Origin of the sequence: Halarcobacter bivalviorum, assembly GCF_003346815.1 — a bacterium.
Lineage (GTDB): Bacteria > Campylobacterota > Campylobacteria > Campylobacterales > Arcobacteraceae > Halarcobacter > Halarcobacter bivalviorum.
In genome coordinates this window covers 1,457,505-1,475,708 of the sequence record NZ_CP031217.1, presented here as the reverse complement: position 1 = coordinate 1,475,708, position 18,204 = coordinate 1,457,505, and the positions used below count along the sequence as shown (strand labels likewise).

The following is an 18,204-nucleotide window of genomic DNA, read 5'->3' as shown; positions in this document are numbered from 1 at the left end:
ATAAAGTAGGGTTTAACATATGTCACGTATTTTAATCTCTAGTTAGGTACTCTATGTGACTTTCGAATTTTTCAAAGAAATTTTTTCTTGCTCTTCTTATTAATTCATCAAGTTCAAAGACACAAGATATAGCGTCAAGCTCTTTAATAAGAAATAGTTTGTTATCAATTAATCTATAAATATAAAGTTTTGTATCAATAGCTGAATTATTATGAATAATAATAGAGTAGTTTTCAAGATATTTTTCATTTAAAATTAGTTCTTTAAATTTTTTAAAGCTATACTCTTTATCTATATATCGTGCTTCTATATAATATACATTTTTTTCTTTTATATTATTATCAATATAACTATTTTCATATTCAATAAAATTTGATTTAATAAATTCAAAATCACAAGATTCAATATTGTTGTCTACTAGTTCTATTTTTATTTTTTCATTCTTTTTTTCTGTTTTTATAATATTTTCTTCTTTTATATCTCTTTTATTATCAATTTTTTCAATTTCATCATAAAATATAATATCTTCATAATTTTTTTCTTTTAAAAATTTTTTTAGAAGATTTGAAAAAGTAGGGTAATCTAATGAAGAGTTTTTATCATTTCTTGCTTTTTTTAAAGAACCTGCCTCTAAGAGTTTTAGATATAACTCTTTTGACGAAGGATTTTTTTCTTCTGAAATATAAAAAGCAATAGTTTTTATATTCCTAAAAAATAGAGTAAATAGTAATCCTTCTTCATACTCTTTTTTCAAAAACTCTTTACAATATTTTTCATATGATGAACGAGAGATTAAATCTATATCTTTACTATATCTTTCAATTTGTTTTTTTGTTGATAGGCCACTTTTAAGAAGTAATTTTACTTGATTTAAATTATTTAGAAAGATATCTTTCTTACATTCTATTTCTTCATCTAAATTACTTGAAGAGATTAAATCATTAAATATTTTTTCTTTTAGGGACATTTTAAGCCTTTAACTATTATATATCTATATTAAAACTATAATATAACTATTATTAAACTATATTGAAACTATGAAAAATAGAAAAAATTAAATCTTTGAAGTAAAATTAAAAAATTGAAGGATTAAAAATTAGGCATAAAAAAAGGATCCATCCGAAGATGAATCCTTTATAAGTTGTAATAATCTAAAAAAAGATTACTTAGCTACAGCTTCTTTTAAAGCTTTTCCAACTTTGAATTTTGCTACAGTTGTTGCTGGTACTTTAACAGTTTTATCAGTTCCAGGAACTTTTGCAGTTCTTTCAGCTCTATCAGCTGTAGTAAATGTTCCAAACCCAATGAAACTAACAGATTCTTTTTTTACTAAAGTTTCAGTAATTGTCTCTAATACTGCATCAACAGCACCCTTTGCATCTTTTTTAGAAAGACCAGCTTTTGCAGCAACTGCATCAATAAATTCAGCTTTGTTCATAGACGAACTCCTTGTGTAAGATAAAAATTTAATAAACTTTATAGTAACTAACCTTTAAAATAGCTAAAAAACCTGATATGTTGGGGTTAATTTACTATAAAATTTAACTATTTATTATTTATATGTCGATTTTATGCTTAAAAGTCGACAAGAATTCTCTAGAATAGCGATTCTCTTTACTAAATTATTGATGTCTCTATCGTATACATATGTACCTACACCTTTGATTACCATCACATGTTCTTCAGACTCTTTTAGATACTTTGTTATCTCTAAAGAGTTTCTATCGTACCATGAATTGAAATCTCCTGGATCATAAACTTTTATTTTAGAAAACTCTGTTTTTCCAAAATAATCATCAAATATAATCTCATCATGCTCAAAAGTATAAGCAGTTGTATAAATAGGCATTCCAAAAGCAATATATTTTGCTTCATGGATATTATTATATATAGTAGAGTGAATCTCTGATTCAATACTTGCTACATTCCATCTATAATCTCTTTTATTCATATTTAATTTACAAAATGACTTTTCTGTCATTTCATCAAAAATTGCATCAGAAGTATTAATTATAAATGTATTATGGTCAACCTTTGAAGATATAGCACCATGATAGATACCAAAGAAATTTTTTCTAAACATTGTTAAAGATAAGTCACTAAGTAGCTTCACTGTATTTGGGTCTATCATTTTAAAAAACCTTAAATAATTTTTTGGGTATTATACATAAAAATTACTAAGGACACTTTTAATGCAAATTCCCCATATTCCAGTACTTTTTCAAGAGACAATAGCTGCTTTTGAGAATATAAATGATGGCTATATAATTGACTGTACAACAGGATATGGAGGACATAGTGAAGGTTTATTAAAAAAATATCCAAATATATCTTTAATATGTAATGACCAAGATGATGAAGCTTTAAACTTTTCAAAACAGAGATTAAAAGATTATGAAAATAGAGTAACTTTTAATAAAGGGAACTTTGAACATGTAATTGAAAAATTTAAAGCTGAGAATATTAAAGGTGTTTTAGCTGATATTGGAGTATCTTCTTTACAATTAGATAAAGAAGAGAGAGGTTTTGGTTTTGAAAGTCCTGTTTTAGATATGAGAATGAATCAAAATCAATCTTTAGATGCTGCAATAGTTGTAAATACTTATTCTCAACATGAGTTAGAAAGAGTATTAAAAGAGTATGGAGAAGTAAGAGAGTATAAAAAAGTTGCTTCTTTAATTGTAAATAATAGACCTTTCTCTTCTGCTAAAGAGTTATCATCTTTATTAGCAAAAAAAATGCATAAGGGTAAAATCCATCCTGCAACACTTCCTTTTCAAGGAATTAGAATTGAAGTAAATGATGAATTAGGTGTTTTAGAGAGACTTTTTGATTCGCTGGAAAATGCAAAATTAAAAGATTGTATTATAGCTATTATCTCTTTTCACTCTTTAGAAGATAGAATTGTAAAAAACTATTTCAAAAAATGGAGTAAATCTTGTATTTGTCCTAGTGATGCTTTTAGATGTACTTGTGGAAATAACCATGCTTTAGGGAAAGTTATCACAAGAAAACCTATTATTCCTACAAAAGAAGAGATAAAACAAAACCCTAGAAGTAGAAGTTCTAAGTTAAGGATTTTTAAATTTGATTAAACTAAACTCTAAAAATTCTTTATTGTTTGTACTTGGTGCTTTAATTTTAGCATTAATTTTATTTTTTCCAAAAATTTATTTAGCAAATAATATATACTATGTAAGTAAAGATATTAATAAACTTTATGGACACTATATTTCATTAAAAGAAGAGAATAAATTCTTAGCACAACAATTAGAAGATATGAAGTTTAAAAATCAGATAGAAGATTCAATAATAATCTATTCAATAGAAGAAGCTTATGATAAAAACAATAATTAATTTTGCACTTAAAAAACCTATTCTTAATCATTTCTTACTTTTCTTTTTATTAGTCCTGTCAATACTTGCTTATTTTAAAATTCCTAAAGAGATTTTTCCTCCTGCTTCTTTAGATGCGGTTTCTATTACAGGAGTATATGCAGGTGCTAGTTCTGATTTACTTGATAAGATGGCTGTTGAAGATTTAGAAGATGAATTAGTCTCTTTAGAAGAAGCAAGTGATATTACTTCTATTGTAAAAAATGGCTTTTTCTCAATTAATATTAAACTAAAAGGTGGATATGAAGCTCAAGATGTTATTGATGATGTAAAAGATATTGTAACAAAAACAAAAGTTAATTTTCCTTCAGATATGGATGAACCAATTGTAAAAGAGGTTATAGGTGAGATTCCTCTAATTACAGTTGTTGTTTATGGAGATGAAACGAAAGAGAGGTTACTTGAAGTAGCTGATGATTTAAAATCAAGGATTTCAACTTTAAAAGATTTAAGTTCTATCTCTATTTGGGGAGACTCTGATAAAGAGTTATTAATTAAATTTGATGAAAATAAAATAGTTGCATATGGGTTAAATCTACAAGATGTTATTAATTCTGTACAAAATATTAGTTCAATATTTCCAGCAGGGATTATAAAAGATAGTACAAGACACTATTATTTAAGTACTTTTAATGGCGAAAAAGATATTAATAAAATCAATAACACTATAATTAAAGTTGCAAATCAAAGAGTTTTATTAAAAGATATTGCAAAAGTGGAGTTTAAACTTGCAGATGTAGATAATATCTCTCACTTTAATGGAAAACCTGATGTCTCTATTGGAATAAACAAAAGTGACACAGGAGATGCAATTGAGCTTGTACAAGATATTAAAAATATTTTAATAAAAGCAAAACAAGATTATCCTACTTTAGAGTTTGATACTCATACTGATACTTCTGTTTGGATTAAAAATAGACTTAATACTGTAGTTTCAAATATTCTTTTTGGTCTTTGTCTTCTTTTTATGGCACTTTTTTATTTTATTAATGTAAGAATTGCTGTTGTAATTGCAATAGGAATTCCAACTTCATTTATGATAGGTCTTATTGCAGCTGAAGCGATGGGATATAGTCTTAATATGTTATCTCTTCTTGGAGCTTTAATTGCTTTAGGAATGTTAGTTGATGAAGCTATTGTTGTGGGAGAGAATATATATAGACATATGGAGATGGGAAAAAATAGATTTCAAGCTGCTCTTGATGGAGCAATTGAGGTTTATCCTGCTGTTTTAACTGCAACTGCTACTACAATTTTTGCTTTTTTACCGATTTTACTTATGACAGGAGAGGTTGGTAAGTTTATGAAAATCTTACCAATTATGATTACAATACTTCTAATATCATCTTTAGTAGAGGCTTTTTTCTTTTTACCTTTACATGCAAAAGAGATTTTTGATGTTCATAAAAAAGAGAAAAGGTCTGATAGAATTTGGGAAGTAAATAAAAAAATCTATAAAACAGTTTTAGAGTTTTTATTAAAGAAAAAGTATATCTCTTTATTTATAATGGTTTTTTCTATAATTTTAGCAACTATATTTATCTCTTCTCAATCAAGATTTCAATTTTTGCCAGATTTTGATTCTACCCAAATATATTTAAATGGTTCAGTTGGAGTTGGTAAAAAAATTGAGCAAACAGAGGCTTTAGTTGAAAAGATAGAGAGAAAAATTATAGATGAATATGATTTTGCAAATAATATTGATTCAGTCTCTTCCGTAATTGGAATGAAATTAGATGGAAAAAATCTACCTCAAAATGAAGAGTTTTATTTTCAAATTTTTATAAATCTATATGAACGAGCACCACAAAATATTTTTGATAAATATGTTAATCCTTATTTATCTCCAAAATATGATGATAGAGATATGATTAGACAAAAATCAGCACAAGAGATTGAAGAGGAATTAAAGGTTTTACTTAAACCTTTAAGTAGTAGTAAAGATTATGAAGAGTTTAAACTTTATGTTCCTGGTGCAGGTATTGTAAAAAATGATTTAGAGTTAGCAATTTCGGGTTCAAATCAGCAAGATATTAATAAGGCAGTTAAAGTTATCAAAGAGAAGTTAAACTCAATTACTGGTGTTTCAAATGTTGCAGATGATATTTTAGTTGGAAATATAGAGTTAAAATTCAAAGTAAATGAGTATGGACAAAAACTTGGGTTTACAGAAAACTATATTGTTTCAGAAGTTCGACCTTTCTATTTTAAAGGTGCTTACTCTAAAATGTTTGATGATAAGGGAATTGTAGAGGTAGTTTTTCAAAGTAAGAATAAAGATGAATTAGACTCTATAAATAGATTTGAAGTTTTAATACCTGGAACAGAGCAGAAAGTTCTTTTAAAAGAGGTAGTAGAGATTGTAAGAAAAAATGCTCAATCTCAAATTTTTAAAGAGAATTCAAAAAGAATAGTTTCTATTACAGCAAGTATTGATAAAGTAACTTCTTCTGAGGTTTTTGAACAATTAAATCCTATTTTAGAAGAGCAGAAAAAATTTGTTTCTATTGATATAAAAGGAGAGCAAGAAGAGAATGAAAAAGTTCAAAAAGAGATGGCTCAGGCAGCTTTAATAGCTATAATTCTGATTTTCTTAGCTTTAATTTGGATGTTTGATTCTTTGGTTAAACCTTTAATTATTATTTCAACTATACCTTTATCAATTTTAGGTGTTTTAGTAGGGCACTTAATTTTAGGTTTACATATTACTATGCCAAGTTTAATTGGTATGGTTGGACTTGCAGGTGTTATTGTAAATGATGGAATTATTATGATGGACTTTATTAAAAAAGCTAAAAATTTAGAAGAGATGCAAGAGTATGCACTTATGAGACTTAGACCAATTCTTTTAACTTCAATTACTACAATTTTAGGTTTATCAACATTAATGTTCTTTGCTTCAGGACAAGCTTTGATTCTTCAGCCAATGGCAGTAGCTTTAGGTTTTGGTATTTTATGGGCTACAATTTTAAATCTATATTATGTACCCATGGTATATAGAATTGTATATTTAAGAAAAGCAGAATAGTTAAAACTTTTCTGCTTTTTTTATAATAGAGTTAATCATATTATTAAAAACCAAATAGTGTAGAGGGATTAAAGAGTACCAATATAATCTTCCCAATACTCCCTTTGGATAAAAATATGCAGATTGAATAAGTCGGTTTTCAACTATTTTAAACTCAAGCCATGCTGTTCCTGGAACTTTCATTTGAGCATAAAGAAGTAATCTTTCATTCTCTTTTATTTCAACAACTTTCCAAAAATCTAAGCTTTCACCTACACTTAATTTATATTGGTTTTTTCTTCCTCTATGAAGACCTACTCCTCCAAGTAATTTATCTATGAAACCTCGTATTTCCCATAAAGAATCATAGGCAAACCAACCATCTTTCCCTCCAATACTTGTAAAACTTTTGAATACTTGCTCTTTTGATAAGTTATTAAAACTTAACTCTTTTCTATCTAGAAAAATAGCATCAGCAATCTCTTTATCATGGTCTTTGTCCCAAATTTTACCAGAATAGTCGGTATCTGACCAACGACTTATAACTTGATTTGTCTCTATCTCTTTTACAGCTTTTTTTACAGCTTCAAGATAAGAGATTGTTTTAATATTTGGGAAATACTTTTTTGCATGATTATTTTGAATAATAACTTCTGATTTTAAACCTTCTATTAAAGCTTTTGCAACTTTAAATTGAACAGGAGTAAAAAGATTTAACCAATAAGATGAGAGTGTAATTGATAAAAAAGGAAGAGGGATTAACACTCTTTTTAAACCTAAAGCTTTTGCTGTTTGAAGCATCATCTCTTTGTAGGTTAATTGTTCACTTCCTATATCTATAATAAGATTTTGTTTCTCTTTTAAAACTAAAGCCTCTTCTAAATAGTTTAATACATCATCAACGGCAATAGGTTGAGCTTTTGTATTTACCCATTTAGGTGTAGTCATAATAGGAAGTTTTTCTGTTAGGTTTCTTATTATCTCAAAACTTGTACTTCCTGAGCCAATAATTACTCCAGCTCTAAACCAAAGTGTTTGTATATTTTTGTTTGAACTTAAGATTTCTCCTGTTTCTATTCTACTTAGTAGATGTTCACTTGTTTGTTCATTTTTTACTCCAAGCCCACCAAGATATATAATTTTTTTAACTCCACATTTTTGAGCTATTTCAACAAAGTTTTGTGCAGATTGTTTATCCAGATTCTTATAATCACTTCTTGAAAGAGAGTGTATTAAATAGTAGGCTACATCAACATCTTTAAGTGCTTTTTCTAAGTTATCTTTATTAAAAGTATCTCCTTCAAATACTTCTATATTTGCAGGTAGATTTGAAGAGAGAGTTTTTTTATTTCTTACATAAAGTCGTAGTTGAATATTTTTGTTTTTTAGCAGTCTTTGTTTTAATCTTCTACCGATATATCCTGTAGAACCAGTAAGTAGAACTTTCATGATATATCCTTTCTTTTTTTCTATTATAGCAAGCTTTAAAAATATCTTTTCTTAGTTTTTTTCTTCATCTAAAATAACAAAGCCTTGTAACTTATCAATAACAGTATTTGAATCATCATAGTTAAGTAATTCTTTTCCAAATTCTAAAGTAGTAATTACATTTTTACCTATAATATTTCTTCCTTTTTTATTTAGATAAACTTTTGTTTTTACTCCCCAAACATTATGCATTACAAGAGGTTCATTTTTACTAGCTCCAATATAAAGCATAATATGTCCTTTTAAATAAATAAGGGTTTTAAAAGGTTTTGCATTTTTTACAATAAACTCTTTTTTTTCTTTATTTGAAAGCTCTTTAATATTGAAATATTTTCCACTAAAGGTTTGTTGTCTAGAGTTTCTACCAAGATAAATACCAAAAGTAGTATAAAAATCTTGAGTAAAGCTAGAGCAGTCTCTAAATCCAAAGATTCCTCCCCAACCATATTGTTCAGCAATTAATTCATTTGCTATTTTTTCAATATTTTCATTATTAAAAACTAAAGGTTTTGTAGTAATATTTTCATCTTCAATTTCTATTTCTTTTAAATAGGCATTATGTTTATCATCTTTTTTTGCAAGAAGATATTTACTATTTTTTGAGATAGGAAAAATAGTACCTAGTTGAGTCTTTTCTATGAAGAACTCATCATAAATATTTAGTTTATCTTTGATTGTTATGGCATAGCTATTTGTTTTAAATTCTTTTATAAACTTTTCATCAACAAAAGCTAAATCGTTAGTATTAATCCAACCAAAGAAAGAGGGTGTTTTAATATAAGCCCAGGCTTTATCTTTAGAAAAATGAGAAATCAATACAGGTGTATTTATTTTTATATGAGAGTTTTGATTATAATCAAAAGGAAAACCTTGCCCTGCATTATAAGGATTGTAAAACATCATTTCTTTTGTAGGTAAAACTCTAACATTACTATTTTTTATAGTAATTGCTCTTATCAATTCTGTTTTAAACTCTTCAAAATTTGAATTCTCAAAATGTTTTTCAAACCATGATTTAGAGGCTTTTGAATAGTTTTGTAAATAGATATTTTCATTTTTAAATTTTACTGCCCAATTTGCTTCTTTTTTAGAGATTTTTATTATTGGATTATCCCATACTCTAAAATATATTTCAAAGAATTTATCATTATATTTTTCTTGTTCTTTAAATTCTAAATTTTTATTTAAATAGAATTTTGCTTCTTGTGGATACTTTTTAATATCTTCAATTTCAACATTTTTATTAGCACAAGAGGTAAATAATATTGTTATGGATATTAAAAAGCTTGATTTTATTAATTTAGATAAAAGCATTTAATACAACCTCCTTATTTTTTGGAGATTGTATCATAAGTAGAGTTTTTAAAAGTTGAATTTTCTTTTTAATTTAAAGAAGTAAATTATAGTTTTATATTGTATAAAAATAAAAGGAATCATTAATAGAAAATATGCAAGTGAATATTTAGCAATAACTTCATTAAATGTAAGTCCAAAGTTAATAAAAAACATTCCAAAAACAAAAAAAGCAACCCCTGGACAAATAAGTGCAAAAGAGACAGAAGATCTTGTTTTCTCTTCTTCTACATAAGTTTCAAAATATCGATTCATCTTCATTACTTTATATCCTAATATTCCAAAAATAATTTGAATTGAAAGAATTGTAGAAGTTAGAGTAAATAAAGAAGATTTACTCATATTTGAATCAAAGTTATGGTCAAGTCCAAAAGATACTCTTATCATCATAATTCCTAAAAGTGTAAGAATTGGTAAAATAATCCATAAAGAAGGACTTGCTTCTAAAGAGATACCTTGTTCAAACATATTTTTAAACCCCATTGTTATTTTAATAATTAGTAATAAAATAGCAAAAGAACCAAAAAAGATAGCACCAAAAATTCCTAGAGCATTTATTACAATATTATGACTCATAGCTCCTGGTGCTGCAAATCCAACTGAAACCATAGCTAAAGCAAAAATTGAAATCATCTGAGAAAGGTTATTGTTTTTTGTAAAATCAAAGTCACCTGTTACTAAAAGTCTTGAAAAATATGTAAAAACAATTTTTAAAGCATAATATCCAGCAATTACAAATCCAAGTAGAGCAAAGGGAAACATATATTCCACAATAGACCAAAGATTTGGTACAAAAACTGCTCCTAAAACAAAACATACATTTATAGTCATTGCATATGTTAAAGGAATAGTCATTAAAGTAATTTCTGCATTTGATGTTATTAAAGTTTTATAGTTTTCACTTTTTTTATAAAGATTAAATTGTTTTGTATTCCAAATTAGTAATTTAAAATGAAAAAAAGAAAATAATATTATTCCAAATAAAGCTAAAGCAATAATAAAAGAAAGCCAAGTTCCTTTTATAAGCTCAGGAAATATATGATTAAAAGTTGCCATCGGTGTATCTTTGTGCGGTACTAAAAACATTAAATACATAAAAAATGAGACAGAAAGTCCACCAGCACCTAGTGATGCTAAAAAGCACATAGGGTTAAATTTTTCTCTAAGAGTCATAAAAATCCTTTTTAATATGATATAAAATGATGAAAATATACTCATTTTTTGTTTAAAATATTATTAGTTTATTATAATATTTACTTATAGTTTAAAAATTACGCTACTTTATATTAAGTTCTTACTTGATAAGATATCTAATGTATAAAATTTCTGTAAGTAAAGAACTATTTAATGATATTCAATTAAAAAAATTAAAAATTCTAGAAAAGAGTACTTCCTCTTATTGGAAGCGAGAATTACTTGAACCCAAAATTATAAATGATAAAATAAAATATAGTATAAAACAGATTGATAAAATTAAAATAACTAATGGTTTGGGAGAAGAAAAACCTCAAATGATTATTGAGTGTATTAAGGTTGACTACTCTTTTAAAAAAGATCTTTTTGAGTTTCACTTAGGAAGAATTATTGAACAAAAAAATTCTAATTTAGATGAAAACTATAAAGATAGTTTAATTCAAGAGCTTCTTAGAGAAAGAGCATTATTAGAAGATAGTATGAATAGGGATCATTTAACAGGAGTTTATAATAGACGTAAAATGGAAAATGATTTAGCTATGTTTATACACCAAAATAATAAAGACCTTTTAACCGCTGTTTTTATTGATGCAGATAGATTTAAAGGAATCAATGATAATTTTGGACATGATACTGGAGATAAAGCTTTAGTATATTTAGCAAAAAAGCTACAAGAGTATTCAAATTTTTTAAATGGGGAAGTCTATAGATATGGAGGTGAAGAGTTTTTAATTCTTTGTTTTCTTCCTCAATATGAACTTAAACCAAAATTATTGGAATTAAAAGAAGAGATAAAAAATCAAAAAATTTATCATCCTAAACAAGATATTACTTTAACTGTTAGTATGGGTGTCTCTTTTTTTAAAGATTGTAAAACAAAAGAAGAATTACTTAAAAAAGCTGATAATGCAGTATATAAAGCAAAAGAGCAGGGAAGAGATTCTATTGTGTTAGTTTAAAAACTAGGAAAATTCCTAGTTTTAATTATTTAGCAATTTGATTAGCAATTGCTTCAATATCAGCTTCAGAAAGACCAGCTACTTGAGCTTTCATTAAACCTTTCATAGGTCCTCCATAAGAATCATCTTGGTAACCTTTCATTGCAGCAATGAATTCAGCCTTAGTCATATCTTTGATAACTTTAGACTTACCTAAAGCAACTTTTTCTCCATTTGCACCGTGACAAGCAACACATTTAGCATATGGGTTAGCGAATGCTACACATGCAAGAACAGAAGTTAAAAGTAAAACTTTTTTCATTTGAAATCCTTTTTTTTAATTAATTCTTAGAATTTTAACCTAATAAACTTAATTTTGCTTTGATTTATATCAAAGATAAACTAACTTTAAGTTTGATAATTAAAATCCTTATTTTTATCGCTAATTTTATGAACTCATTGTGTAGAAATTGTGGAGAAAATAGAGGAGTAATAACTAATATAGTTAAACTATATTAGTTATCTTTTAAAAGCTCTTGTTTAAGCTCTTCTTTGTTTATTTTACTTTTATCACTAGGAACTAAAGGTAAAGATTTTTTATAAATTATTTTATTTGGAATCATATATGAAGCTAAATGTTTTTTTAACTCAAAAACAATCTCTTTTGAAGCTATTTCACTTCTTGCACTATAAACCATTACAATCTCTTCTTCAATCTCTTCATTTGCAATTGAGAAAATAGCACATTGTTCAACCATAGGAAAGTTCTTAGCTACTACAGATTCAATCTCAAAAGGACTTACTCTAAAACCTCTTGTTTTGATCATATCATCATGTCTTGAAACAAAATAGAAGTAACCCTCTTCATCTTTATAAACATAATCCCCTGTTGCTACAACTATTTCATCTGTTAGTTGTCCCTCTAGGTTAATTACATCTTTCAAGATTTGAATAGATTTAAATCGCTCACTTGTTTCAACAGGAGCATTCCAATATCCTTTATAGATATATCCACCTCTATGAATTAATTCACCAATTTCTCTTGGTTTACACTCTTTACCTTCTTCATTAAGAACATAAAGTTCAACATCTGGAATAGGCTTACCAATTGAGTCTGGTCTTATCCAAATTTGTGATGGTTCTAAATATGTAGACCTAAAAGCTTCTGTTAATCCATGCATTGAATAAAATTTTGCATCAGGGAAGTACTTATCTAGATCATTTAACATTTTATGAGTTACATTACCACCTGAAGAAGTAAGAACTCTAACCTTTGCTAAAAGGTCAGCACTAGGAAGTTTGTGTTCATCTTCATCAAACATTGAAGAGATATTAATAGGCATTAAAGGTACTACTGTAACTTCATCATTTATTAAATGGTTAAAGAAATCACCAGCAAGAATAAATCTATGTAAAGCTAAAGTTGCTCTTTTATATAAAGAACAAAAAATTTGATTTAATCCATAATCAAGATTAAAAATAAGTGTCCCTGAGATAACATCATCTTCTTTTAAATCTAAATATGAAGATACTACCCTTGCTGAATCAATAAGATTTCTATGTGAAATTACAATACCTTTAGGTGTTCCTGTTAATCCAAATGAATATGTAATTACAGCATTATCATGTCCATTTATTGTACAAGAGTAAGGTTTATTATAATATTTAAAAATCTCTTCAAATGAAGCAATATCTTTATGTGTAGTTTCATAAGAAATAATTTGTCCATCAAAATTAATCTCTTCAATTGATTCTAGTTTTAATCTATCTGTAATAATACATTTAATATCACAATCTTTAATTATATACTCTACTTGCTCTGGTTTAAGTAGTCTTGTAAGAGGAACTAATACATAATCCGTTGATAAAATACCTAAAATAGCAATTACTTGTTCTATACTTTTTGTTGAGTAGATACCAATTCTACTACCTTTTGGTAAATTAAGTTCACTAAGGTAAAAGGCTATTTGATTAACTTTTTTTAGTAGGTCTTTATAATTTATCTCTTTTTCATTGAACTTTATTGCAATTTTTTCTGGATGAGAAACATTTGCATCTTCAATAAGTGTTCTAATACAGTTAATAGACATAGTAGCTCCTTTTTTATTTTTCTAACATTCCAAGTGTCCATACATCATAATTATTATCCATTACAATTGTAGGATTATGGCTTGAATTTAATATTTTTTTATAGAAGAATGTTACTATATCTTCTATTTCTTCTTGTTTTAATACTTTTGTTATACCACCAGTAAAAACTACTGAGTTAAGTGCAAGAAGTTTTAAATTTACATAGGCTTGTCTATATGCTGATACTTTACAAAGTACTAAGAAGATAGCAAGTTGCATTAAAACTCTTGTTGATTTTTCACTTGATTCATCAAAAATATTTTCTGTAACTTTTAAGTGAGCTAATAGTTCATATACAAACTCATTGTTTTTTGCAGCAAAGATTAAAGACTCTTTTGATTTATAAACACCAAGTTTTTTAAATACAAGTCTATCATACTCATTTTGGGTTACCATATTCTCATCAACTAAATCTTTTGAGTAGTGAATATCTGTAGTTGCTCCACCGATATCAATTAAGATATATGGATCTGCAACTTTAAATTTTGAGTCAATCATAGGTAGAGTTTTATTTACTATATATGGAGTTGAAAATATTTGATTTGAGGTAATATCATACAGGTGTTTAATATCTTCTTTCCCCATAATATCAGCTTGATAAAGATTTGTTAAATACTCTTTTAGATTCTCTTCTTCCACATGAAGTTTATCATTGATTATATTTGGTAAGATAACTAAGTTTTCAATATTTTTTTGTAAATAAGGAGCATCTTTTTTACTTCCTACATAAACAATATTTGAGTAGTTTAACTCTTTTAAAAATTTAAATAGTTTCTCATCAAAGATATTTGAAACAGAGTCAATTCCTCCTACAACTATTACAACATCAATTAAATCACTTGGAATAGAAGTTGTCTCAATATCTTTGTATAAGACTGTATCAATAATATTAATACCAGAATTAAAAGCGATATTTGTTGCATATTTTAAAGAAAAAGAGTTAGAAATACCAATAATAAGAGTACTTAATCCTCCATTTGCTGATGAACAAATATGAATATTTTCTTTTTCATAGTTTTTGATAATTTCACCACATTTATAAGTTAAATCATCATAAATATCTTTGTTAAAATCTCTAAAGTGTTGTTGTACACTATCTTTTGTACATAATTTAAAATATGTACTTCCTACATCAATTAATAGTTTGTTTTCTAATTTACTCATTGCATAATTCCTATATCATGGATAATATCATTTACAATAGATGTTGTATCTTTATTTAAATCACATTGATTTTTTTCATATTCAAAACATCTATCTGGAATTGGAACTTTCCCTCTTTTTATGATTCTAATATTCTTATTTCTATCTCTTACTGTAATCATCTCATTGTTATTTATAATATGAGGAGAGAAAGGTACATCAATTGTTCCATTTTTAATTGAGTTAAATACTTTTCTCCAAAGAGTATCAGCGGGGTCATTAAATACAGCTTCCATAATAGCCATAACTTCAGCTGTTAAAATTTCCTCTTCTTCTTTATCAACAATATTTGGTAATCCATTTAAAATTCTAAGAGTATATTGTGTATTTGCAACTGTTTCTGCATTTGCCTCTTTTGTAGGAATTCCAGAAGCTTCTTGTTTTGTTTTTGTAATAATTTTATTTGCACCAACCATAGCAGCAATTACTGTACTCATATTTATAAGTTGAGAAGCATAGTTTTGATCCATAGGGAATGCACCCATCCATTGGTGATAAACTAAGTGAATATCAGCATCAGTAACACCAATCTCTTCTGAATAGTGTTTTGCTAATTTTCTAAGTACTGCTCCCATTACAATATCTTGATTCATTGAACCAGTTTGAGAAAATGATACAGAGAATGATTTAACACCTTCTTCAAGTGATAATAACATCTCTAAAAGTTGGATTACAATAGTAATACAAGGAGGAACAAGTGTTGCTGTTAGTGGACCAAATGATTCTCTATTGATTGGTTCATTTAGTTTTGAGTATTCAGCACAAACTCTCTCTACATACTTCCAGTAAAGGAAAGCTTTATCTAAAGGAAAGTTTTTAGAATAAGGTAGTAAATATGTAATTGGTCCACCTTCAATTTCAAAGATACCAGAAGCAATTGCTGTTTCAATAAGTAGTCTTGCATCAGGAGTACCATGTCTTAATGAAATAGGTTTATTAAAATGTGTCATCATTTTTCTTGATGTTCTATATCCATGGTTAATTAAAGGATAACCATTTAACATATCAACTTCGTTCTCTTCACTAAGTCTTAACATCTTTTTTGCAGTTGCATAATCATTAAGTCTTGTATTTGAGTCAATAGTACAAGGTAAAACATCTACATTTGCTTTATCAAAGAACTCATAAAGAGCAAACATTTTATCGTATGTTGGGAAACCACCTCTTGGTTGAACCAGCATTTTATCTTTTGTTTTAAAATTATAAGAGATAAAAAGATCTTTTGAAGCATTTTTTACAAACTCTTCAACTTCAGCGAAATCAAAATTATCAACATATTCATTGTTTAAGATGATATTTCTTTCTTCTTGTAATAAACTCATTTATCTCTTTCCTTCATGAATTTTTCTAATTCATCTAAGCCTGTATTTAAATCAACCTGATGAAATACTAAGTCAAATCCATAATTTTTAAATCTTGGAACAATATCTTCTGCACTTCCTGTTCCTACAACTAAGTTTCCACCTATCATAAAAACTACATTATCAAGAAGATTTCCGTATTTTGCTTTTAAAATTTTCACTTCTCTACACCAACCTTCTGCTTCTCCATTTAATGAAGAGATTAAAAGAATGTCAGCATTTGTTTCAATCACTGCATCAACAAACTCTTCTAAGTAAGTATTAACACCTAAGTTAAATACCTCAAAGCCTCTTGCTTGCAGTGAAAGTTCTATAAGTCTGTTTGCTACAACGTGGATGTCGTTTCCAACTACACCTGTTACTACTTTCATATGATTACCTATTTTGTTTATTATTAAAAGGCAAATATTATATCTAATTAGTGGTTATAAATTTATTAGAAAAAGTTATGGTAGCTACCAAGAAAACAATCTCTTTAAAATAGTTTTCTAAAAATTATAAGAAAGTTTTAAATTAATTGCTTAACTAGTAGATAGGTGTTTACTAATCTCAGCTATAGACTCTTTCGCAATGATTTTTGCAAGTTCTGAATTATGTTTTTTGATTTGATAATCTCTATTTTTAACTAGTATGTAACTTGGTTTAAAAGAGTCTTTTATTTTTGTGCAAGAGCTTGAAATAAAAGTTTTTTTATAGATTTTTGAAAATAATAGTTCTTTATTTTGTTTTAATACATCAATTTTTGTCTCTAAGTAAAAAGTTTTTTTACTACAAGGTATTTTAACTTTGCCATATTCTATACAAATTCTTGAATTTTTAGTAATTCTATAATTTAAACATTTAGTTGTATTTGTTTGTTTATAAAAGTGTTCAAAATCCATTTTTGAACTTAGAATTCTAGTTTTAATTACAGCATCACTACTATTTTTATTTAAAGTTAACTCTTTTTTTAAATTTAAAAGTTCTTCTTTTAGATATTCATTTAAGTTTAATGTATCATTTTCAATTTTTTGTATATAAATAGTTTCAATTTCTTTATTTTCAGTAACTATATTTTTATTTGATATCTTTTCATTTTTTACACTGCAAGCTGTTATAAAAAGTCCTAAAAATATCGATATTATTGCATTTAAGATTATTTTCATTCTTTCTCCTTTTATAAGAAATGCAATTATAATATAAAAAAATTAATTAATTAAGATAATTAACACTCAATTAACATTTTTATATTAAACTTACATCATAAGAAAATTAAAACCTCCTACTACCAATAATTTTAATTTTCGTCAGCATAAATTGAATATATTTGAATATAGCTCTGTTAAAATTAGCAGAGCTTTTTTTATTTTCGTAGATTTAATCCAAGTTAATATATTATTATCAAAATTTTTTAGGTAAATAATGGAAAGTATTAGTATTCTAACAATAATCACAATAGCATTTTTAGGATCTTTCGGACACTGTATCGGTATGTGCGGAGGAATAGTTGTAGCTTATTCAAGTACAAAGGTAAATAGTACTTGGAATAAAAGAAAACAAGCAAGCTCTCATATTTTATACTCTTTTGGAAGAATTACTACATATGTGATTTTAGGTGCTTTTTTTGGACTTATTGGCTCAGTTATTACTTTTAATAATACAGCAGGTGGAATACTTTTAATTGTAACTGGAATTTTAATGGTTTTAGTTGGTCTATCTTTAAGTGGAAAGCTAAAATTTTTAACTTCAATTGAACACTCAGTTTCAAAGTCTGAACTTTATCAAAAAAGCTTTAGAAGGCTTTTAAGTTCAAACTCTTTATTTAGTTTCTATTTTCTTGGAATGTTAAATGGTTTATTACCTTGTGGTTTTGTATATGTTTTCGCAATTACAGCTGCAAGTACTGCAAATCCTATGTGGGGAGCATTTGTAATGCTTGTTTTTGGACTTAGTACAATCCCTGCAATGTTTTCTTTAGGTTTTTTTGTAGGAATCTTTAAACAATTAGCACTTAGAAATCTATTTATAACGCTTGCTTCAATTTTAGTGATTTTATTTGGACTTTATACTATGTATAATGGTTATAACTTTATGAAAGGGCAAGATAAAGTTATTCTTAATTCTATAGATTAAGTCTTAATTTATAAACACTTTT

17 protein-coding genes are annotated in these 18,204 nt (G+C 26.6%); 5 read left to right on the top strand and 12 right to left on the bottom strand.

Annotation, left to right across the window (positions count from 1 at the left end; all coding sequences use genetic code 11):
* Positions 1-31: 31 nt before the first annotated feature.
* From ABIV_RS07505 to ABIV_RS07495, 3 genes are all read right to left on the bottom strand, one after another.
* Entirely contained in the window at positions 32-967 is a 936-nt protein-coding gene (locus ABIV_RS07505; RefSeq protein WP_114839280.1) for a hypothetical protein, read from the bottom strand.
* A 195-nt stretch (positions 968-1,162) separates the two neighbouring features.
* Positions 1,163-1,438 carry an HU family DNA-binding protein gene (locus ABIV_RS07500; RefSeq protein ID WP_114839279.1) on the bottom strand — a complete coding sequence of 92 codons (276 nt, stop codon included), beginning with the start codon at positions 1,436-1,438 and terminating at the stop codon, positions 1,163-1,165.
* 114 nt (positions 1,439-1,552) lie between these two features.
* On the bottom strand, positions 1,553-2,131 hold the full coding sequence (locus ABIV_RS07495) for a class II aldolase and adducin N-terminal domain-containing protein (protein WP_114839278.1): 579 nt from the start codon (positions 2,129-2,131) through the stop codon (positions 1,553-1,555).
* 61 nt (positions 2,132-2,192) lie between these two features.
* On the opposite strand from ABIV_RS07495, the gene rsmH reads away from it, so the two are divergent.
* From rsmH to ABIV_RS07480, 3 genes are read left to right on the top strand one after another with little or no spacing between them, the layout of a single operon-like run.
* A complete protein-coding gene (gene rsmH / locus ABIV_RS07490) occupies positions 2,193-3,095 on the top strand; it encodes a 16S rRNA (cytosine(1402)-N(4))-methyltransferase RsmH (RefSeq protein WP_114839277.1) in 903 nt (300 codons plus the stop codon).
* A complete protein-coding gene (locus ABIV_RS07485; RefSeq protein ID WP_114839276.1) occupies positions 3,088-3,357 on the top strand; it encodes a hypothetical protein in 270 nt (89 codons plus the stop codon). The genes rsmH and ABIV_RS07485 overlap by 8 nt, the downstream gene beginning before the upstream one ends.
* Positions 3,338-6,424 (top strand): efflux RND transporter permease subunit, encoded by a 3,087-nt coding sequence (locus ABIV_RS07480; RefSeq protein WP_114839275.1) that lies wholly within the window; start codon positions 3,338-3,340, stop codon positions 6,422-6,424. The genes ABIV_RS07485 and ABIV_RS07480 overlap by 20 nt, the downstream gene beginning before the upstream one ends.
* On the opposite strand, the gene ABIV_RS07475 is transcribed toward ABIV_RS07480, so the two are convergent.
* Genes ABIV_RS07475 through ABIV_RS07465 form a run of 3 tightly spaced genes read right to left on the bottom strand, consistent with a single transcriptional unit; the run spans position 6,425 to position 10,417 of the window.
* Positions 6,425-7,852: an SDR family oxidoreductase gene (locus ABIV_RS07475; protein ID WP_114839274.1), complete on the bottom strand. Its 1,428-nt coding sequence runs from the start codon at positions 7,850-7,852 to the stop codon at positions 6,425-6,427.
* A 51-nt stretch (positions 7,853-7,903) separates the two neighbouring features.
* Positions 7,904-9,205, bottom strand: a complete 1,302-nt coding sequence (locus tag ABIV_RS07470; protein ID WP_114839273.1) for an SH3 domain-containing C40 family peptidase — start codon at positions 9,203-9,205, stop codon at positions 7,904-7,906.
* Between the two features lie 48 nt (positions 9,206-9,253).
* A complete protein-coding gene (locus tag ABIV_RS07465) occupies positions 9,254-10,417 on the bottom strand; it encodes a TsoY family (seleno)protein (RefSeq protein WP_114839272.1) in 1,164 nt (387 codons plus the stop codon).
* A 140-nt stretch (positions 10,418-10,557) separates the two neighbouring features.
* Here ABIV_RS07465 and ABIV_RS07460 point away from each other — a divergent pair, with 140 nt between their 5' ends.
* Positions 10,558-11,397, top strand: coding sequence for a GGDEF domain-containing protein (locus ABIV_RS07460; RefSeq protein WP_114839271.1), 840 nt, complete (start codon positions 10,558-10,560; stop codon positions 11,395-11,397).
* Between the two features lie 25 nt (positions 11,398-11,422).
* Here the strand turns inward: ABIV_RS07460 and ABIV_RS07455 are convergent, their stop codons facing one another.
* The 6 genes from ABIV_RS07455 to ABIV_RS07430 all read right to left on the bottom strand — a co-directional run bounded on the left by ABIV_RS07455 (position 11,423) and on the right by ABIV_RS07430 (position 17,215).
* Positions 11,423-11,698 carry a c-type cytochrome gene (locus tag ABIV_RS07455; RefSeq protein WP_114839270.1) on the bottom strand — a complete coding sequence of 92 codons (276 nt, stop codon included), beginning with the start codon at positions 11,696-11,698 and terminating at the stop codon, positions 11,423-11,425.
* A 193-nt stretch (positions 11,699-11,891) separates the two neighbouring features.
* A complete protein-coding gene (locus ABIV_RS07450; protein ID WP_114839269.1) occupies positions 11,892-13,466 on the bottom strand; it encodes an AMP-binding protein in 1,575 nt (524 codons plus the stop codon).
* A gap of 13 nt (positions 13,467-13,479) precedes the next feature.
* Positions 13,480-14,670, bottom strand: a complete 1,191-nt coding sequence (locus ABIV_RS07445) for a glutamate mutase L (protein WP_114839268.1) — start codon at positions 14,668-14,670, stop codon at positions 13,480-13,482.
* Positions 14,667-16,031 (bottom strand): methylaspartate mutase, encoded by a 1,365-nt coding sequence (locus ABIV_RS07440; RefSeq protein ID WP_114839267.1) that lies wholly within the window; start codon positions 16,029-16,031, stop codon positions 14,667-14,669. The genes ABIV_RS07445 and ABIV_RS07440 overlap by 4 nt, the downstream gene beginning before the upstream one ends.
* On the bottom strand, positions 16,028-16,441 hold the full coding sequence (gene glmS, locus ABIV_RS07435) for a methylaspartate mutase subunit S (RefSeq protein WP_114839266.1): 414 nt from the start codon (positions 16,439-16,441) through the stop codon (positions 16,028-16,030). Before glmS ends, ABIV_RS07440 begins: the two co-directional genes overlap by 4 nt.
* 150 nt (positions 16,442-16,591) lie before the next feature.
* The gene (locus tag ABIV_RS07430) at positions 16,592-17,215 is read right to left on the bottom strand and encodes an LptE family protein (protein WP_114839265.1); all 624 of its coding nucleotides are present in this window, start codon (positions 17,213-17,215) and stop codon (positions 16,592-16,594) included.
* Positions 17,216-17,471: 256 nt separating this feature from the next.
* Between ABIV_RS07430 and ABIV_RS07425 the strand changes: the two genes are divergently transcribed.
* Positions 17,472-18,182 (top strand): sulfite exporter TauE/SafE family protein, encoded by a 711-nt coding sequence (locus ABIV_RS07425; protein ID WP_114839264.1) that lies wholly within the window; start codon positions 17,472-17,474, stop codon positions 18,180-18,182.
* The last annotated feature ends 22 nt before the right edge of the window (positions 18,183-18,204 follow it).